The organism is Bacillus sp. SD075, assembly GCF_017355165.1.
In the GTDB taxonomy this organism is placed as follows: domain Bacteria; phylum Bacillota; class Bacilli; order Bacillales; family DSM-1321; genus Peribacillus.
In genome coordinates this window covers 140973-157386 of the sequence record NZ_JADILK010000005.1, presented here as the reverse complement: position 1 = coordinate 157386, position 16414 = coordinate 140973, and the positions used below count along the sequence as shown (strand labels likewise).

Sequence of the window (16414 nt, the reverse complement as noted above, 5' to 3'; positions counted from 1 at the left end):
ATCAAGGAGTGGAATATAAATGGCGAAAGTATTGGAAACGACTGGAATGGTATGTCCATTTCCTTTAGTGGAAGCAAAAGAAGCGATAGTGGATATGGCAAAAGGAGAGGAATTGATCATTAATTTCGATTGCACACAAGCGACGGAGAGCATTCCGCGTTGGGCCGCTACTGAAGGTCATGAAATCACGGAGTTTGAACAAATCGATGACGCTAAATGGCGTATTATTGTAAAAAAAGGGAATTAAATGATTTGAAGAAAACGTGCTCGGGTTTCCTGTGCACGTTTTTTTTATTTTTCAAGGCTGAATTATTGGCGTTGAAAGCCTCTAGTGATAACATGACTTTAACCATAGTAAAGGAGTCGATGATAAATGGTAGATGAGGTCATATTAAATGATGTTCCACTGCATGTTACTGATTTTCATTCTGAAACCGTAAAGGATTCTGAAGGTAAGGAAGTCAGAAAAGTCAGTTTTAATTTCAAGGTTACACATAGTGAATATCATGATATTACAACACTGCTTTATCAAATGGTATTTGATTTAAAGATACCACAGTCAAACGAGGAGTTTCGAGCAGAGATTTTTAACTATGCAACTTCGGTCACAAATCTATATGAAGAAAATGCGGTGGGGGATTTTTCGCTCGTCTTGCTGGAAATGAACGGTCAGGAATGATTGCATTGCCAGTCTTGTAAAGATATGGGTTACTGTCTATAATAATAGTGACGATCATTCTATACATATGAGGTGGTACTTTGCTTAGTGGATGGTTTTTATGGTTTATTCTATTTTGGGTAGCCCTTTTAATAATATTGATGAGCATAGGTGGATTTTTCATGTTTCGCAAGTTCCTGAAAAGGTTCCCCAAAGAAGATGGGAAATCCGATATGGATTGGGAAGAATACTATTTGGAACAAACAAAGCACTTATGGTCAAAACAGCAAAAGGAATTACTAGAAGATTTAGTGAGCCCTGTGCCAGAACTTTTTCGTGATGTTGCACGTCATAAAATCGCGGGGAAAATCGGTGAGTTGGCGTTAAAGGAAAAAGCGGGAGATATTACGGAAGATTTAGTGATACGCGGTTATATCATTGCTACACCAAAACGTGACCATAAATTTTTACAAAAAAAATTAGCTGAGAGAAAGGTGAATATGGGTCCATATGAACACCTATTCAGCTAATGATGAAAAAGGCAGACTCTTTTGGAGTTTGCTTTTTTATTCTGAATAATTCAAAAGAATGGGGCAGTGTGGTAAAAATTAGAACATTTGTACCCAAACCATGCTATTCGTTAAATTTTTGATATAATAATAGGAAGAAAAATGAGGACGGAGTGAAACTATGAAATTTATCCATACGGCTGATTGGCATTTAGGGAAAATCGTTCACGGGGTACATATGACAGATGACCAAAGGCATGCGCTCTTGCAATTCATAGAAATTGTCGAAGAGGAAAAACCGGATGCTGTTGTGATTGCCGGTGACCTATATGACCGTTCCGTTCCGCCTACTGAAGCGGTAGAGCTTCTTGATGAGATTCTTTATACGATTAATGTGAAAATGAATACACCGATCGTAGCGATATCGGGAAACCATGATTCTGCGGAGAGGCTTGCATTCGGTTCATCATGGTATCGTCATAGTCAGTTATACATTCATGGGAAATTGACAAAAGCATGTGAGCCGGTTCGCATTAAAGGCGTGAACTTTTATTGTGTACCATATGCAGAACCTGGGACGGTCCGCCATCTTTTTGAAGATGATAGTATCCATTCACATCAAGCAGCTATGAAGCGGATAACAGGAACGATTGCCGAAAATTTCAACAAGGATGAGCCGAATGTCTTCGTAGGACATGCTTTTGTATTAGGCGGGAAAACGAGCGATTCGGAAAGGGTCTTGTCGGTAGGTGGTTCGGGCTGTGTTTCATCCGACTTATTCGATGCGTTCGATTATACGGCACTTGGGCATTTACATAGTCCAGACGCGATACGTCATCCAAAGGTGTTTTACTCTGGATCACTATTAAAATATTCTTTTTCTGAGGCTAAGCAGAATAAATCGCTTTCCATCGTCGATATGCAAGAAGATGGAAGCTTTAATATACGCTATCGTTCTTTGGCACCCAAGTTCGATATGAGGGAAATATCCGGAGATATGGAAGAGTTACTCGACCCCGTTTTCTATCAATCGCAAAAAAGGGATGACTATTTAAAAATAACGCTAACTGATGAGGGGGCACTGATCGATCCGATTAACCGTCTACGCCAGATTTATCCGAACGTACTGCATCTAGAGCGAAAATGGGATTTGACCGACCTTAGAAGGAAAAAATCCTTCTCTTCTGTAAAAGATGAACGGAAATCAGAATTGGACCTATTTGAAACGTTTTATCAAGAAATGACAGATCGGGACTTTGATCTTCAAAAGCAGGATTTGATGGTTTCGGTAATTGAGGCTGTTAAGAAAGAGGAGGCTTCGAAATGAGACCGGATATTTTAACGATGCAGGCATTTGGGCCATATGCAGGAAGGGAAACCATTGACTTTAATTCCCTTGGAGAACGGACCATGTTTGTCATTTCTGGAAAGACAGGAGCAGGGAAAACTACGATTTTTGATGGGATTAGTTTTGCGATATATGGAAAAGCAAGCGGTGAAGATCGAAGCGGGCAAGATTTGCGAAGTCAGTTTGCCGAAGATGATATGTTGACGGAAGTCTCGTTACAATTTACCCTACGTGGAAAAACGTATTTGGTGACCCGATCGCCGCAGCAGGAACGCAGGAAAAAATCAGGTGAAGGAACAACAACAGTTGGAGCAAAGGCTGAATTATATGAGCTATTGGCAGACGGTGAAAAATTGCTGGGTGCAAATGTACGAGAAGTTGAAGAAAAAATCAAAGTACTCATTGGACTTGATGCGAATCAATTTCGGCAAATCCTGATGATTCCACAGAATGAATTCCGAAAACTGTTAACTTCCGACAGCAAGGATAAAGAACAGATTCTCCAGAAATTATTTCATACTGAACTTTATAAGCGAATAGAAGAAAAATTAAAAGAAGAGGCCTCCATCCTAAGAAAGAAAAGTGAAAAAAGTGCTCAGCGGCGAATTGAATTAATGAAAGGCATCCAGCCTGGCAACCATGAAGAATTGCAGGTACAGTTACAAAGGGAAGAACCTAATGAACAGCAGGTTTTACCAATGTTACAAAAAGTCATTTTGCAAGCGGCAGAAAAAAATGAGGATATAAATAAACAGATACAGGATAAGCAGAAAGCTCGTGATCAAGTAAACCAAGAACTTTCAAAAGCTGTCGATTTATTAAATCGATTTTCGGAAAAAGAAAAACTGCGCGAAGAAAAGGAGGCCCTTGAAGCAAAGCTGCCAGAAATGGAGCTAGTGAAAGTCCATATAAAAATGGCACACAAAGCGGCCTCGCTTGAAAAGCAGGAACAATACTATTTGCGAATCGGCAAACAAGTACAAGATGCGAATGCCGAACTTCAAAAGTTAAGCACTCAGTCCGAGAAGCTACGGACTGAGCGCATTGAGAAGCAGGATTCCTATGATAAGGAAAAGTTGAAGGAAAATCAAAGAGTGCAGGCAGTCCGGACTGTTCATCAGCTTGAGCAGGTAAAAGAAGCTGTCATGACTTTCGCAAGCTTAAAAGCACAAGTTACTTTAGATGAAAAAGAGTGGCAAACTAGTAAACGGCTTCGTGAAAAAACTGTTTCGGAACATCTGTCGATAGAAGCGGAAGCAGAGAAAGTTGCTCAAGAAAAAACAGAAGCGGAAAAAGCGGCTGTCCTCTATCGTGATCAGGAAATTGAAGCAGAAAGAAATAATCAATCGTTATCGAAAATTAAAAAGCTTCAAGAAGTTCTTTATGAAATCCAGAATACGAAACGAGTTCTGGATGAAAAGGATAATCGGTTCCAGGCGTTGCAAAAAGTACAAATTCAGGACAAGGAAAAACTGGAAAACCTGAACCGAAACTGGAGATCAGGCCAAGCGGGCATGCTTGCTTCCATGCTGCACTCCGGAGAAAACTGTCCAGTGTGCGGTTCGCAAAGTCATCCAAAACCAGCGCAAATGCATGAGCATATGCCGACAGATTTGGAACTGAAAGAACAAGAAAACAAGCTGAAAACTGCAGAAGAACTAAAAGGCCAAGCTGAAAGTGAATATTATCAAGTGAAATCCAAATATGATGCACTGCTAGTGTCTTCACAAGAAAAGCTTAGTGACTTACAAAATGACATGCCGGAGTTTAGGTGTGAAGATATTGATGAGCATTTGCTACAGTTTGTACAAAAAGGAAAAGGGCTGCAAGAGCAGCTAAAAGAATTAATACGGAAAAAATCTGTATCCAATGATCTGGAAAAAAGGTTGGTGGATTTAAAAGAGAAAGCATCCCAGCTTAAGGATAATCTGGTCTCCTTAGAAAGGAAAGAGGACCAAGGGAAAACCAGGTATATAGAAAACTTTACAAAACTAACAGGATTAACCGATTCCTTGCCAGACGGAATACGGACAGAGGAAGAATATAATGCAGCTTACCAAATGGCTGTAAAAACACAGAAACGCTTACAATTGGCCTTTGAAGATGCACAAAAAACCCTTCAATCGGTGAAGGAAAGAGAAGCGGCCATCAATGCAAAAAAAGAATCGTTAAGTGGAAATTTAGAGGCTTTAAATGAAGAATTGAAAGAGGAGCGGGAAAAGTTTATTACAGATATGACCAATCAAGGCTTTTCCAATTATAAAGAATATACGGCAGCAAAAAAATCGGAAGCGGCTCTTGGAAATTTGGAAGACCAAGTTCAGCAGTATAATCAAAAATGGCAAAGTGTTTTAAGCCTGTTTCATGATTTGGAAATGAAATTAAAAGATGTGACCAAACCGGATTTTGAAGGATTGAAAAAGACTTTCGATTTCATAGATGAAGAATTGGAGTCGTTACGCCAAAATCAGAATGAGTTGAAGGCTGAAAAACGGACTAACGAAGAAATCGAAAGGAAATTGGCGCAAATCAGGGAAGATCAAAAAAGTTTGGATGAAAGGTATAGTATCGTAGGTCATCTGTCTGAGATTTCCAAAGGTCAAAACTCGTTCAAAATAACTTTTGAACGTTATGTACTGGCAGCCTTTTTAGATGATATCCTAAAAGAAGCCAATTCAAGGCTGCTGAAAATGACAAGCGGCAGATATCAGCTGTTGCGAAAGCTTGATCCTACACGCAGGAATATCCAGAGCGGTCTTGAGTTATCTGTGTATGACCAATATACAGGGCATGAGAGGCATGTCAAAACACTTTCGGGAGGCGAGAGCTTTAAGGCATCCCTTGCACTTGCCTTGGGCCTTGCGGATGTTGTCCAGCAGAATGCTGGCGGAATTTCACTTGAAACGATGTTCATAGATGAAGGTTTCGGTACACTCGATCCTGAATCTCTTGATCATGCGATAGAAGCATTAATGGATATACAAAGCACCGGGAGATTGGTCGGGATCATTTCCCATGTACCGGAATTAAAAGAAAGAATTGATGCCCAGCTTCAAGTCATTTCGACACAAAAAGGAAGTCGAACGTCCTTTTATTTTGCTGGTTAAAATTAAGAAAAAAGAATGGCTAAGGGGTAGGTTTCCTTAGGCCATTCTTTTTATATTTATGAATGAACTACTCAATGTTAATATCTTCAGCTGTTTTTCCGGGGGAAAACTTATGGATGCGAATCACCAATATCGGATTCGAGAATTCAGCGGAAATTCTTCGTGAGCAAATCGAAAAGGGGAAAGGAATCTTTCTCTGTGTGGGTAGTGTATCTTCTTTTTTTTCAAGAAAATGCTTTTCGGTATCGTCAACGATGATCGATAGCTCATTATCACATAGGCAAACTTTTATATCTTTCACATCATGATCTTCCAAAACCGCTTCCACCATATACTCATCGTCGCTTTCGTATATATCAATTGAAAAAAGTTGATGATCCAACGCACAAGTTTCCGGATCCAGAAAAAAACTTTTTACCCATTCATCAAACTTTTCAACCTCATTCATTTGCGATCCGTGTTGATTGTCTTGCATGTTGATACCCCCGGTTTTCCTTTGATGTATTATATGTTTAGTATGAAGAATGGTGATTGAAAAAACTAAAAAGTAGAAGTAAGGGTAAGAAAAGTGATGACCAGTTCTATATGAGCTGGTCATTTCTTTATAATTGATCTTGTTGATCTATTAAGCGCATATCCAACTCACATCTATATCTTCATATCCGAAACCAGGGTTTAATGCTGTCAAAATGAACAATTCCTATCATTGTTAATTCATTATAAATGTATCGTTAAATGTAATTTTTAAATAATTTACCAAAAATAATTGCAATTCTGAAAATTTAGTAGTATATTATGTAATATAAACGGAGGGAAATAAAACGTAATATAAAAATTAGAGGAGTGTTGATGAATGAGTACAGCAGTCGAAACGAAGCAAACGCTTACAATCCAAAAAAACAAAGAAACTGGAGTGGCGGAGGTACATCTTCATATTAATAAGTCGAATGCCTATACGCTTGATTTTTACAAAGAATTAAATGCTGCAATTGATGATATTCGTTTTGATCCAGATATGAAAGTAGCTGTATTAATGAGCGATATGCCTAAATTTTTCTCGGTCGGAGCGGATATTAACTTCCTCAAAGCTGCTGATCCGGTTTTTAAAACACAATTCTGCTTATTCTGTAATGAAACTCTTGATAAAATTGCCCGTTCACCGCAAATTTGGATTGCATGCTTGGAAGGTCATACAGTAGGTGGGGGACTGGAAATGGCCATGGGTTGTGATCTTCGCTTTATGGGTGATAAGGCAGGGAAAATCGGTTTACCGGAAGTTAACCTTGGGGTCCTTGCAGGTACAGGGGGGACACAACGTATGGCTAGATTAGTTGGTCACTCCAAGGCAATCGACCTAAATATCACAGGGGAGTCCATCTCGCCTCAGGAAGCTAAGGAAATACGATTAGTAGATCGGGTTTTTCCACAAAATGAAATACGTGAAAAAACATTGCAATATGCCAAAAATGTCGCAAGTAAAGCTAGTTATGCAGTAACCAATATTAAACTATCGATAATGAACGGTAAAGAAATGCCTTTAAATGCGGCGATCCGTTATGAAGGGGAAATACAGAATCTTTTATTCCGCTCAGAAGATGCTAAAGAAGGTTTAGCTTCCTTCCTTGAAAAGCGTGTCCCACAGTGGAAAGGTAAATGATTGATTTGTCCTTTTAAAAGTAAAAAAGCAATATCGGTTCCTGCCGATATTGCTTTTTTTACTACGAATGCTACTGGAAGGATGGTGTAACTATAATGGAAGAAACTCATATGAAAAGGCGAGTGAACGAAACGAAATTCCAAATTCATTGGGGTGATACAGACCGGGCAGGAATTGTCTATTATCCGAATTATTATAAATGGTTCGATATAGCGGGTCATAATTTTTTTCGTTCTATAGATATGAGCCCTAAATATTTGGAAGAAGAGAGGGGAATCATCATCCCATTGCTCGAAGCGAAGTGTACTTTTGAAAAACCGCTGTACTATGACGATGAGGTGACAATATACACGCATGTGAATGAGGTGAAAACAAAGACCATTCGTTTTCATCATGAAGTTTATTGTGGAAAAAAAAGGACTGGGTACGGTTATGAAATTCGCGCTTGGACTTCCATCGGGGATGATGGGTTTAGGGCAGTACCCATTCCAGAAAATATAAAAGGAATATTAAAAGTTATATAGCAATATGAAGGGGTGTTTATCTCCGATAAGTTTGAAAATTGAGCCAATTTAGATTACATTAAGAAGAAAAGGCTTTATGAGAACAGGAGAATCAACATGAAACCAAGGTCATTATTGTATACTCTTTTTGGTGATTTCGTCCAATTCTACGGTGGGGAAGTATGGATTGGGACACTTATTAAAATGATGGGACATTTTGGTGTTTCTGAATCCTCTGTGCGTGGAGCGATTCTGCGTCTCGTTCAACAGGATTTGATAACTGGGCGGAAAATAGGCAATAAAAGCTATTATTCATTAACTCAAAAAGGGAAACGCAATATGGATGATGGTGTCAAACGTGTCTACACGATCCGGAATAATCATTGGGATGGTTTGTGGAGAGTGGTTACATACTCCATCCCTGAGGAGAAACGTGTGCTGAGGAATCAAGTGCGTAAGGAATTGAGCTGGACAGGTTTCGGGCTTTTGTCCAATAGTATTTGGGTCAGTCCCAATCCTTTAGAAAAACAGGTTCTGACGTTGATGGATACATATGATTTAAAGGACTACCTGATTATTTTCAGTTCTAGTCAAGTCATCACCCACTCAAATGAAGAGATTTTACGTGCTTGTTGGAATCTAAATGAAATAAACAAAAACTATTTAACTTTCATACAGCAATATGAAACGAAGCTCCAGGACATGCAGCAGGCTGTTTGGGAAGATAGCATTTCAAATGAAGAATGTTTTTATGAACGAACCCGGCTTGTTCACGAATATAGGAAGTTCCTTTTCCTGGACCCTAGTTTCCCGCTTGATTTATTACCTGAAGACTGGCATGGGATCAAGGCTAGGGAGCTATTTTGGAATATTCATCAGCTTACCTCGGTCAAAGCGGTGAAATATTTTGAATCAATCATGGAATATCCTCCTGATAAAGCGGGATTTGTAAATCGTGAGAAAGCAATCAACCCGTTTTCAGAAATCTATCATGATTAAAGGGGGATGCAAAAAATCGATTGCCCATGCCATGTGGGATCATTTGGAAGAGATGATTGACCTTGATTATGAGTAATATGCGATTAATAAAGGGAGAGCTACTGGTTTACGAACAGGCATTGCTCTTGTATTGCAATCAAAAGCGTAGAGGTTAACGATTGAAACAAGGGATAGAAAGGAAGTGTTGTTTTCCTTTCAACAAAGATGGAATCCAGTTTTAGGAGTGATAACCATTTCTGAGCCATCAGGAAACTATCAACAATTAACGGATTATTTATTTCGCATAGGGATACCTGTTCCATTCCCCATGAAGCATGTTTATTGTTATTTATTTCGAATGCAAGAAGAAATCGTACTGGTGGATGTTGGTTTTCCAACAGAAGTCGCTAAGAAGTATTGGGAAAAAGTCCTTCAGGAATTGTCCATCAATCCAACAGATATATCAAAGATTATCCTGACCCATTTTCATCCCGACCATACTGGTTTAATCGACTGGATGCAGCAAAGAACCGGTGCACGCGTTTATATGAGTAAAGTGGAAGCCAAGATGATTAGAACTGTGTTTGGCGGTAATACAAAACAAGCCGAAGCAACATATGACTTATTTGGTAAACATGCTGTTCCAGAGCCTTTGTTGACGAAAGTGAAAGAGAATGTAATGTTTCTTTCAAATAAAGTGAATCCACTTCCTGGAATTGAGGATTTTGAAGATGAATATTTAGAAAGTCCTGGAGGAAGATGGAGCGTCAAAACATATAGTGGTCATGCAGAGGGACATCTATGCTTTTATCAGGAGACCCAGAAAATCATGTTAATAGGCGATGTCGTCTTGAATAAGATTACACCGAATATTAGTCTATGGCCCAATTCTGATCAAAACCCTTTAAAAAGTTACCTTTCAACTTTGCATCAACTTGGTAATCAAGATGTGAGCATAGCATATCCCGCCCATGGAACACCAATAGAAAATCTTGCACAGCGAGCTAAGGAAATCATGGAACATCATGATGAACGCTTAGCAACCATTTTAACCATTCTGGAATCAAGACAAGTGGCGTACGATATTACGGAAAAGCTTTTTCAACATAAGAAGTTAACTGATCATCAATGGAGATTCGCCATTGCAGAAACGTTAGCCCATTTGGAATATTTAGTCTCAGAAAAAAGAATTCAAAAAAAATTGGATGGCCCAATGTTTCGTTATGAGTTATAAACAAATAAAGCGAGATGCCCTATAGTGCATCTCGTTTTATTTGTTTTCTGAAAAATCTGATAAAGTGTTGACTAACCAGATAAAGTAAATTATTATATTACTTATATAAGACGATGGTTAAAAAAACATAATATGACAGGAGAGGGAGAAATGACAGAATCTACAAATGATTTAATGAGCAAGGTCCAAGCCGGTTTTGTGGTGGAAAGAGTTGAAGATATGGATGAAAATTATAAAAAGGCATTGAAACAAACTTTAATGATCGTTGGGGATACAGAATTATTAAGTGTCCCGCCACTTTTGACTGTTTATAAAGATGCCCCGAATTTAAATTATAAAATTACGGCACTTGCAGTGATGCAGGATGAAATCGGCCATGCGCATATTGCCTACAGGTTATTAAAGGATCTAGGCGAAGATGTTCAATACATGTTGTATGAGCGTCCATCAAATAGATGGAAGAATCCCTATGCTTTTGACTTTAAATTGGATAACTGGGTCGAGCTAGGAGTATTCAATGGCTTATTTGATCGAGCAGGATACACCTTATTGGGGGATGCACACCAACATACGTCATATGGTCCTTGGAAACGGGCATTGGTCAAAGTTGATAAAGAGGAACTGTTCCATTTAAGAAACGGTGAAATCATAATGAAGGCAGCCATGAAAAATCCAGAAACGGCTAAGCAGGTTCAAGAAGCGATTGATTGGATGTTTATCATGTCCCTCGAATTCTTTGGTGTAGCCGATGAATTAAAAAGTAGGTCATCCCAGTTGGATTACAAATTGAAAGGAAAAACGAATGATGAATTAAGGCAGAAATGGATGTCAACAGCTGTTCCTTTCTGTGAATCTCTTGGACTTGAAATCCCGGCCAGATACATTGCAGAGACTGGGAAGTATGAATTGAAAGTTCCCTTCCCGTGTAAATTCGATGAGGAAAACAAACGGTGGAAATATGATGAACCTGACACTTGGGATAATGTCATCAAGCGTTTTAAGCAGCGTGGTCCCCAAAATCAGGAGTTCGTTAACCGGATCCAAAAGGGGCAGCAGTTACTTGAGGCCTATCGAAATGAGGCGATCTAGATGGATGGAATGTTAAATAAGGATCCCGTTCTAATCCTTGCGTTACAAGAAGTAGCTGATCCGGAATTTCCGATTAGCATTGTCGATATGGGCTTGATTTATGGCGTTGAAAAACAAGGGAATACAGCATATGTAACAATGACATATACTTCAACAGGATGCGGGTGCATGCAGTGGATTGAAAACGATATCAAAAAAAGACTGCTACAAGAAGAAAGTGTTCATGAAGTGGAGATTGAGGTGGTTTGGAGTCCTGCATGGACGGTGGACCAAATGAGTGAAGCAGGCAGGCAGAAATTAAAAACTTGGGGGGTTAGTTCCAGATGAGTGATAGTAAAGTCCAAAACTATGAATATGATGTACTTTCCCGAATCAATCGTGGTGACGATTTAATGCATATTGGAACGGTTGAGGCCAATAGTGATGAGTTGGCACGTGTTTATGCCCGGTATATTTATGATGAAGAAAAATGGGCGGAAATGTATATAGTCAAACGGGACAACATGATATGCATTAGAGAAGTAGAACCATTTTTTAAGAAAAGGGTGGTTTAATATGATGAATTCCACAAAAGTTAACGCTGAATTGATTACTCTAATAGAAACAATTGCTGATAATAAGTTCATTTTAGGAGACCGTCTTGTTGAGGTCGGTGTCAGTGGTCCAGATTTAGAGGGAACTCTTGCCGCAATTGCAATGGCCCAGTCGGAGCTAGGTCATGCACGCCTTCTCTATAATTGGGGAACGAACTTGAAGAACGGAAAAGGAAGCAAAAAGGAACTGAAGGAACAGACGGGTAAAGCGTTTGAAAGCATTGTTCAAATCGGGGAGTGGATACAACTGATTGCAGGGCTCTATTCTATGAATACGGCACTCCATACATTGATAACCGCTTTAACCAGACACCAAAAGGGCAGTGAAATCGAACTGCAATTCAATAAATTGGCAAGAGAACAGTTAGAGCATATATTATACTCGAAAAACTGGGCACTCAAGTTACTGAATGATAGAGGTTCAATTCCTGCCCGTTTTGGGAGAGCTTTTAAACTTTGTGAACAAGAAGTCATTACATGGTTGAAACAAGTGGAAAACAACAGTGTGCTTATTGAAAACGAAATCCTTCCTGCAAATAGTAATTTAGTAAACTCCTATAAGGATGCTTTGATCCCGCGTTTAAGGGACGAGGTGATAATTAATGGCCATTGAAAAGGAAAATCCGACATGTCCATTTTGTGATGGCAAAAATGTTGAATTATATTCATCCTTCGGTACTGCGCAGCTCGTTAGGCAATATTATTGCCTAATCTGTAAATCGGTTTTTGAAAGTATACGTTGGAAAAGTTCTTACTCTACTGACCGGCCTCATGAGCCTTCTGATCTGAATGGGTAGTCATTATTTGTTAAGAGGGATGTCTTATCAGGAACCTGTTCAGTGCATTTTGCACTTATAACTGTGTAAAATATGGACGTGGATATCAGAATATAAATTTCATAGTCTGTTGGTATTACTTTACCTTTGATAGTGGGGACTGATTTGAAAGCGGTTACCGAAAGGGAAAGCATTGTCAGGAAGGGGATTTGCTCAAAATGGAGTCTCTTATAGCGATTCCAAATGAATGGCCTTTTTCTACAAAGGAGATTTTGAAAATGGAAAGGTAGAGAAATTATCCGGCTTTGTAATGGCAGCCGCCTACTTTTTGGTATAAAAGAAGACGGTGGGAAGACGCTTGAAAACCAGTAGCTTTTTGAGGAGGGTAAATGTGTGATAAAAACCGAATGTAAAATTAGAGGATTAGGCTCAATGTACAATGCTTCCTATAAATTTTTTCAGAAAAATATTGAAGCAGGCAGAGGGGATAAAACCGCTATTTATTATGAGAATCAATCTTATACGTATCAAGAAATCGATACCCTAGGCAATCAATTTGGTGCGGCATTAAAAGAACTGGGCATAGAGATGGAACAGCGCGTCCTACTTATATTACATGATTCTCCAGAATTCATCATAAGTTTCTTCGGTGCAATAAAGGTTGGGGCAATACCGATTCCATCCAATACACTTTTGCCGACAAAGGATTATGAGTATCTTTTGAATAATAGCCGTTCAAAAGTGTTGGTTACTACTTGTGAACAGTGGGAGAAGTTAAAGATTGTTAACAATAGATTACTTTTCTTAAGGCATGTCATCTTGGTTGATGGGGATGATCAGAACTTGAAGGAAGATAACGAACATTCTTTCCAGAATCTTACTCGCAGACCAAATAAAGACCTGCCTCCTTGTTTTAGCAATATTAATGATCAAGCGTTCTGGCTCTATACATCAGGGAGTACAGGTGAGCCAAAAGGCGTCATTCACCTTCAAACCGATATGGAAGAAGCCTTCAAAAACTACGCTAAAAATATTTTGCAAATCACCGAAAATGACATTACTTTTTCGGCCTCGAAGCTATTCTTTGCATATGGTTTGGGAAATGCGATGTATTTTCCTTTTGGAGCCGGGGCTACCACTGTTTTAATGCCAGATCGACCGACTGCAGAAAAGGTGTTCGAGACGATAGAGAAGTATCGTCCCACCATTTTTTTTGGGGTCCCGACTCTGTATGGATCGATGCTCAATCACATTGAGAAGACGAAGGAAACCTATGATCTTTCTTCAGTTAGACTTTGCGTATCGGCAGGAGAGGCACTGCCGGCTTCTTATATCGAACAATGGAAGAGCGTTTTCGGATTGGATATTATAGACGGAATCGGGTCGACCGAATCACTTCATATCTACCTTTCCAATCAGGTAGATGATATTCGGCAAGGAAGTACAGGAAAAATCGTTCCCGGTTACGAAGCTAAAATAGTGGATGAGCAAGGCCATGAAACTCAGGTGAATGAAGTGGGTGACCTGTTAATTAAAGGAGAAAGCATTGCAGCCTCTTATTGGAATCTTAATGAGGAAAACAAAAAGAAGTTTATTGGTAATTGGTTGATGACCGGAGATAAATACTTTAGGGATGAAGATGGCTTCTATTGGTACGCGGGCCGTAATGATGACATGATGAAGGTAAATGGAATCTGGGTATCGCCAATAGAAATAGAAAACGCACTCTTATCACATCCCGATATACTGGAAACTGCTGTAGTGGCTGTAACGGATGAAAATGGTTTAATAAAGCCAAAAGCCTATATAGTATTAAAAGTAAACGCGGAATCAGGTGAAGGAGCAAAAGCAGAATTAAAAGGATTTGTCAAAAAAATGTTAGCGCCGTATAAATATCCTCGCGACATTGAATTTGTGAACGAGTTACCAAAGACTTCGACAGGAAAGATACAAAGATTTAAATTAAGAGAGCTGGAGATCAAATCGCAATCGTAAACAAACAGCAAGGAAGATTCAATTTCCATGAAGGTGGACTTGATATGAATGTCTGCAAATTTATAATGTGATTCATCCAACATGAAATAATGTTCAATTGTCATTTGAATGGTGGGGGAGAGGAAAATGGATGCAAGAGCGGAACGGAAAGAATTGATTGAAGTGGCACAAGGAAAACGACCCGCTGATATGTTTATTAAAGGCGGAACGGTTATTAATGTTTATTCTGGTGAATTTCTTCAGCAAAATATTGCGCTATATAAAGGTTGCATTGCATATGTAGGGGAAAATGAAGTGAGGATGAATGAAAACACCACTGTAATAGATGCCAATGGTATGTATGTATCCCCAGGATTCATCGAAACTCATGCACATCCCTGGGTTATATATAATCCTATAAGTATCACCGCAAAAGTATTGCCGTTGGGGACTACCACTACTGTGAATGATAATCTATTTTTTTATTTGCACTTGGGTCACTCGGGCTTTAAAAGGCTTCTAGGAGAGTTGAAGAAACTGCCAGGAAATTTTTTTTGGTTAATAAGATTAGTTTCACAGGCTAAATATCCGGGTGAAAGGGACTGGTTCAATAAAGAGGACATAATGGAGCTACTTTCGATTGAAGAAGTACTTGGAACGGCAGAAGTGACTCGTTGGCCATTACTATACAAAGGGGATCCAGTTTTACTCGATATTATAGATGCAGCTAAAAAAATGGGGAAAGTAGCTGATGGGCATAATGCAGGTTGCTCATATGAAAAATTAAATTCAATTGCAGCTACAGGTATAAGTGCCTGTCATGAAGCGATAACCGCGGAAGAGGCCCTGGATCGTTTACGGTTGGGTTTATGGACGGTCCTAAGAAATAGTTCGCTTCGTCCGGACTTGTCAAAAATAATAAAGCTGATTACAGATGGACAAGTAAGTACGAGCAGGATTTTGATGACCACAGATGGTCCGCATCCATCTTTTATTGAAAAAGAAGGATTCGTCGATGGACTTGTCAGGCAGGCTGTGGAACATGGAGTCCCGGTTATGAAAGCTATTCAGATGGTTACCATCAATGCGGCTACATACCTAAAACAGGACGATTATATTGGCGGCTTGGCTCCAGGTAAAAAAGCGGATATATTATTGTTGCCAGATTTGGTGCAGTTTCGACCAGACTTAGTGATCTCAAACGGGGAAATTGTTGCAGAAAATGGAGAGTTGACGATCCAGATGCCAGATTTGGATTGGGATATGCATTTACCTAAAAATCCATTTTCCTTTTCAAGTGGAATTCTGGAAAATCATGATTTATATCTTTATCCAATCGAATCTTCAAGTGATTCAGTACCTGTTATTCATTTTCTGAGCAATGTAATAACCAAACGAAAAGATTTGGGGCTTCCAACCAAGAATGGGTTTGTCGATCTTTCGAATCAAGAAGGACTTATGTATGCAGCTCTGATCGATAGAAAGGGGGAGTGGGTGACAAAAGGTATTTTAGAAAAGTTTGCAGTGGATTTAGATGGAATGGCATCGACCTTTAATACAACGACTGACTTGCTCACCATCGGAAGAAATCCAGAGGCGATGGCAAAAGCTGCTTCACGTGTTCATGAATTGGGAGGAGGAATCGTAATTGTCGATGGCAAAGAAATCATACTCGAAATTCCTTTACAGCTTACGGGAATGATGACTTCTGACCCTTCATTTGAAAAGGCAGTAGAATGTAATGATGAATTATTAACGAGTGTCCAATCGAGGGGGTTTCCATTCCACGACATCTTATATACCTTATTATTTTTAACTTGTGACTTTCTTCCTGGGCTGCGTTTAAATCCCTTTGGGCTATACGATGTGAAAACCGATAGCATCATATTTCCTTCTATATCCATGACGAAATTTTTAAAAGAAATGGAAAGCATAGAGAATAGGACAGATGATATTTGTATTTAATTTTGCGAATATTTTATTAAATA

17 protein-coding genes are annotated in these 16414 nt (G+C 39.2%); 16 read left to right on the top strand and 1 reads right to left on the bottom strand.

Annotation, left to right across the window (positions count from 1 at the left end):
• Nucleotides 1-19: 19 nt before the first annotated feature.
• The 5 genes from IOC57_RS06360 to IOC57_RS06340 all read left to right on the top strand — a co-directional run bounded on the left by IOC57_RS06360 (nt 20) and on the right by IOC57_RS06340 (nt 5622).
• Complete coding sequence (locus tag IOC57_RS06360) at nt 20-247, top strand: sulfurtransferase TusA family protein (protein ID WP_064466206.1); 228 nt, start codon at nt 20-22, stop codon at nt 245-247.
• Between the two features lie 126 nt (nt 248-373).
• On the top strand, nt 374-679 hold the full coding sequence (locus tag IOC57_RS06355; protein WP_207437908.1) for a DUF3219 family protein: 306 nt from the start codon (nt 374-376) through the stop codon (nt 677-679).
• A gap of 80 nt (nt 680-759) precedes the next feature.
• Nucleotides 760-1188, top strand: a complete 429-nt coding sequence (locus IOC57_RS06350; RefSeq protein WP_137018029.1) for a DUF2621 domain-containing protein — start codon at nt 760-762, stop codon at nt 1186-1188.
• 160 nt (nt 1189-1348) lie between these two features.
• The gene (locus tag IOC57_RS06345) at nt 1349-2494 is read left to right on the top strand and encodes an exonuclease SbcCD subunit D (protein WP_207437907.1); all 1146 of its coding nucleotides are present in this window, start codon (nt 1349-1351) and stop codon (nt 2492-2494) included.
• Complete coding sequence (locus tag IOC57_RS06340) at nt 2491-5622, top strand: AAA family ATPase (RefSeq protein WP_207437906.1); 3132 nt, start codon at nt 2491-2493, stop codon at nt 5620-5622. The genes IOC57_RS06345 and IOC57_RS06340 overlap by 4 nt, the downstream gene beginning before the upstream one ends.
• Before the next feature lie 67 nt (nt 5623-5689).
• Here IOC57_RS06340 and IOC57_RS06335 read toward each other — a convergent pair whose 3' ends face one another.
• Complete coding sequence (locus tag IOC57_RS06335) at nt 5690-6097, bottom strand: Hsp20/alpha crystallin family protein (protein ID WP_207437905.1); 408 nt, start codon at nt 6095-6097, stop codon at nt 5690-5692.
• 378 nt (nt 6098-6475) lie between these two features.
• Here IOC57_RS06335 and IOC57_RS06330 point away from each other — a divergent pair, with 378 nt between their 5' ends.
• The 11 genes from IOC57_RS06330 to IOC57_RS06285 all read left to right on the top strand — a co-directional run bounded on the left by IOC57_RS06330 (nt 6476) and on the right by IOC57_RS06285 (nt 16391).
• Nucleotides 6476-7279, top strand: coding sequence for an enoyl-CoA hydratase/isomerase family protein (locus IOC57_RS06330; protein WP_207437904.1), 804 nt, complete (start codon nt 6476-6478; stop codon nt 7277-7279).
• A gap of 95 nt (nt 7280-7374) precedes the next feature.
• Nucleotides 7375-7803: an acyl-CoA thioesterase gene (locus IOC57_RS06325; protein ID WP_286184568.1), complete on the top strand. Its 429-nt coding sequence runs from the start codon at nt 7375-7377 to the stop codon at nt 7801-7803.
• 96 nt (nt 7804-7899) lie between these two features.
• On the top strand, nt 7900-8781 hold the full coding sequence (locus IOC57_RS06320) for a PaaX family transcriptional regulator (protein WP_207437903.1): 882 nt from the start codon (nt 7900-7902) through the stop codon (nt 8779-8781).
• Nucleotides 8782-8962: 181 nt separating this feature from the next.
• Nucleotides 8963-9994: an MBL fold metallo-hydrolase gene (locus tag IOC57_RS06315; RefSeq protein ID WP_207437902.1), complete on the top strand. Its 1032-nt coding sequence runs from the start codon at nt 8963-8965 to the stop codon at nt 9992-9994.
• A gap of 150 nt (nt 9995-10144) precedes the next feature.
• Nucleotides 10145-11083 (top strand): Phenylacetic acid catabolic protein, encoded by a 939-nt coding sequence (locus IOC57_RS06310; protein WP_207437901.1) that lies wholly within the window; start codon nt 10145-10147, stop codon nt 11081-11083.
• Nucleotides 11084-11410, top strand: coding sequence for a metal-sulfur cluster assembly factor (locus tag IOC57_RS06305; protein WP_286184567.1), 327 nt, complete (start codon nt 11084-11086; stop codon nt 11408-11410).
• Nucleotides 11407-11637: a hypothetical protein gene (locus IOC57_RS06300; RefSeq protein ID WP_207437900.1), complete on the top strand. Its 231-nt coding sequence runs from the start codon at nt 11407-11409 to the stop codon at nt 11635-11637. The genes IOC57_RS06305 and IOC57_RS06300 overlap by 4 nt, the downstream gene beginning before the upstream one ends.
• A gap of 4 nt (nt 11638-11641) precedes the next feature.
• On the top strand, nt 11642-12289 hold the full coding sequence (locus IOC57_RS06295; RefSeq protein WP_207437899.1) for a Phenylacetic acid catabolic protein: 648 nt from the start codon (nt 11642-11644) through the stop codon (nt 12287-12289).
• Nucleotides 12279-12473 carry a PaaD-like zinc ribbon domain-containing protein gene (locus IOC57_RS26715; RefSeq protein WP_286184565.1) on the top strand — a complete coding sequence of 65 codons (195 nt, stop codon included), beginning with the start codon at nt 12279-12281 and terminating at the stop codon, nt 12471-12473. Before IOC57_RS06295 ends, IOC57_RS26715 begins: the two co-directional genes overlap by 11 nt.
• Nucleotides 12474-12884: 411 nt before the next feature.
• On the top strand, nt 12885-14447 hold the full coding sequence (locus tag IOC57_RS06290) for a benzoate-CoA ligase family protein (RefSeq protein ID WP_207437958.1): 1563 nt from the start codon (nt 12885-12887) through the stop codon (nt 14445-14447).
• Nucleotides 14448-14573: 126 nt separating this feature from the next.
• Complete coding sequence (locus tag IOC57_RS06285; protein WP_207437898.1) at nt 14574-16391, top strand: adenine deaminase C-terminal domain-containing protein; 1818 nt, start codon at nt 14574-14576, stop codon at nt 16389-16391.
• Nucleotides 16392-16414: the final 23 nt, after the last annotated feature.

What these genes read in the sequence shown, in the direction of transcription:
- IOC57_RS06360 (WP_064466206.1), top strand. Translation starts at nt 20, where the DNA reads ATGGCGAAAGTATTGGAAACGACTGGAATGGTATGTCCATTTCCTTTA.
- IOC57_RS06345 (WP_207437907.1), top strand. Translation starts at nt 1,349, where the DNA reads ATGAAATTTATCCATACGGCTGATTGGCATTTAGGGAAAATCGTTCAC.
- IOC57_RS06285 (WP_207437898.1), top strand. Translation starts at nt 14,574, where the DNA reads ATGGATGCAAGAGCGGAACGGAAAGAATTGATTGAAGTGGCACAAGGA.
- IOC57_RS06305 (WP_286184567.1), top strand. Translation starts at nt 11,084, where the DNA reads ATGGATGGAATGTTAAATAAGGATCCCGTTCTAATCCTTGCGTTACAA.
- IOC57_RS06355 (WP_207437908.1), top strand. Translation starts at nt 374, where the DNA reads ATGGTAGATGAGGTCATATTAAATGATGTTCCACTGCATGTTACTGAT.
- IOC57_RS06295 (WP_207437899.1), top strand. Translation starts at nt 11,642, where the DNA reads ATGAATTCCACAAAAGTTAACGCTGAATTGATTACTCTAATAGAAACA.
- IOC57_RS26715 (WP_286184565.1), top strand. Translation starts at nt 12,279, where the DNA reads ATGGCCATTGAAAAGGAAAATCCGACATGTCCATTTTGTGATGGCAAA.
- IOC57_RS06290 (WP_207437958.1), top strand. Translation starts at nt 12,885, where the DNA reads ATGTACAATGCTTCCTATAAATTTTTTCAGAAAAATATTGAAGCAGGC.
- IOC57_RS06335 (WP_207437905.1), bottom strand. Translation starts at nt 6,097, where the DNA reads ATGCAAGACAATCAACACGGATCGCAAATGAATGAGGTTGAAAAGTTT.
- IOC57_RS06320 (WP_207437903.1), top strand. Translation starts at nt 7,900, where the DNA reads ATGAAACCAAGGTCATTATTGTATACTCTTTTTGGTGATTTCGTCCAA.
- IOC57_RS06340 (WP_207437906.1), top strand. Translation starts at nt 2,491, where the DNA reads ATGAGACCGGATATTTTAACGATGCAGGCATTTGGGCCATATGCAGGA.
- IOC57_RS06310 (WP_207437901.1), top strand. Translation starts at nt 10,145, where the DNA reads ATGACAGAATCTACAAATGATTTAATGAGCAAGGTCCAAGCCGGTTTT.
- IOC57_RS06325 (WP_286184568.1), top strand. Translation starts at nt 7,375, where the DNA reads ATGGAAGAAACTCATATGAAAAGGCGAGTGAACGAAACGAAATTCCAA.
- IOC57_RS06330 (WP_207437904.1), top strand. Translation starts at nt 6,476, where the DNA reads ATGAGTACAGCAGTCGAAACGAAGCAAACGCTTACAATCCAAAAAAAC.
- IOC57_RS06300 (WP_207437900.1), top strand. Translation starts at nt 11,407, where the DNA reads ATGAGTGATAGTAAAGTCCAAAACTATGAATATGATGTACTTTCCCGA.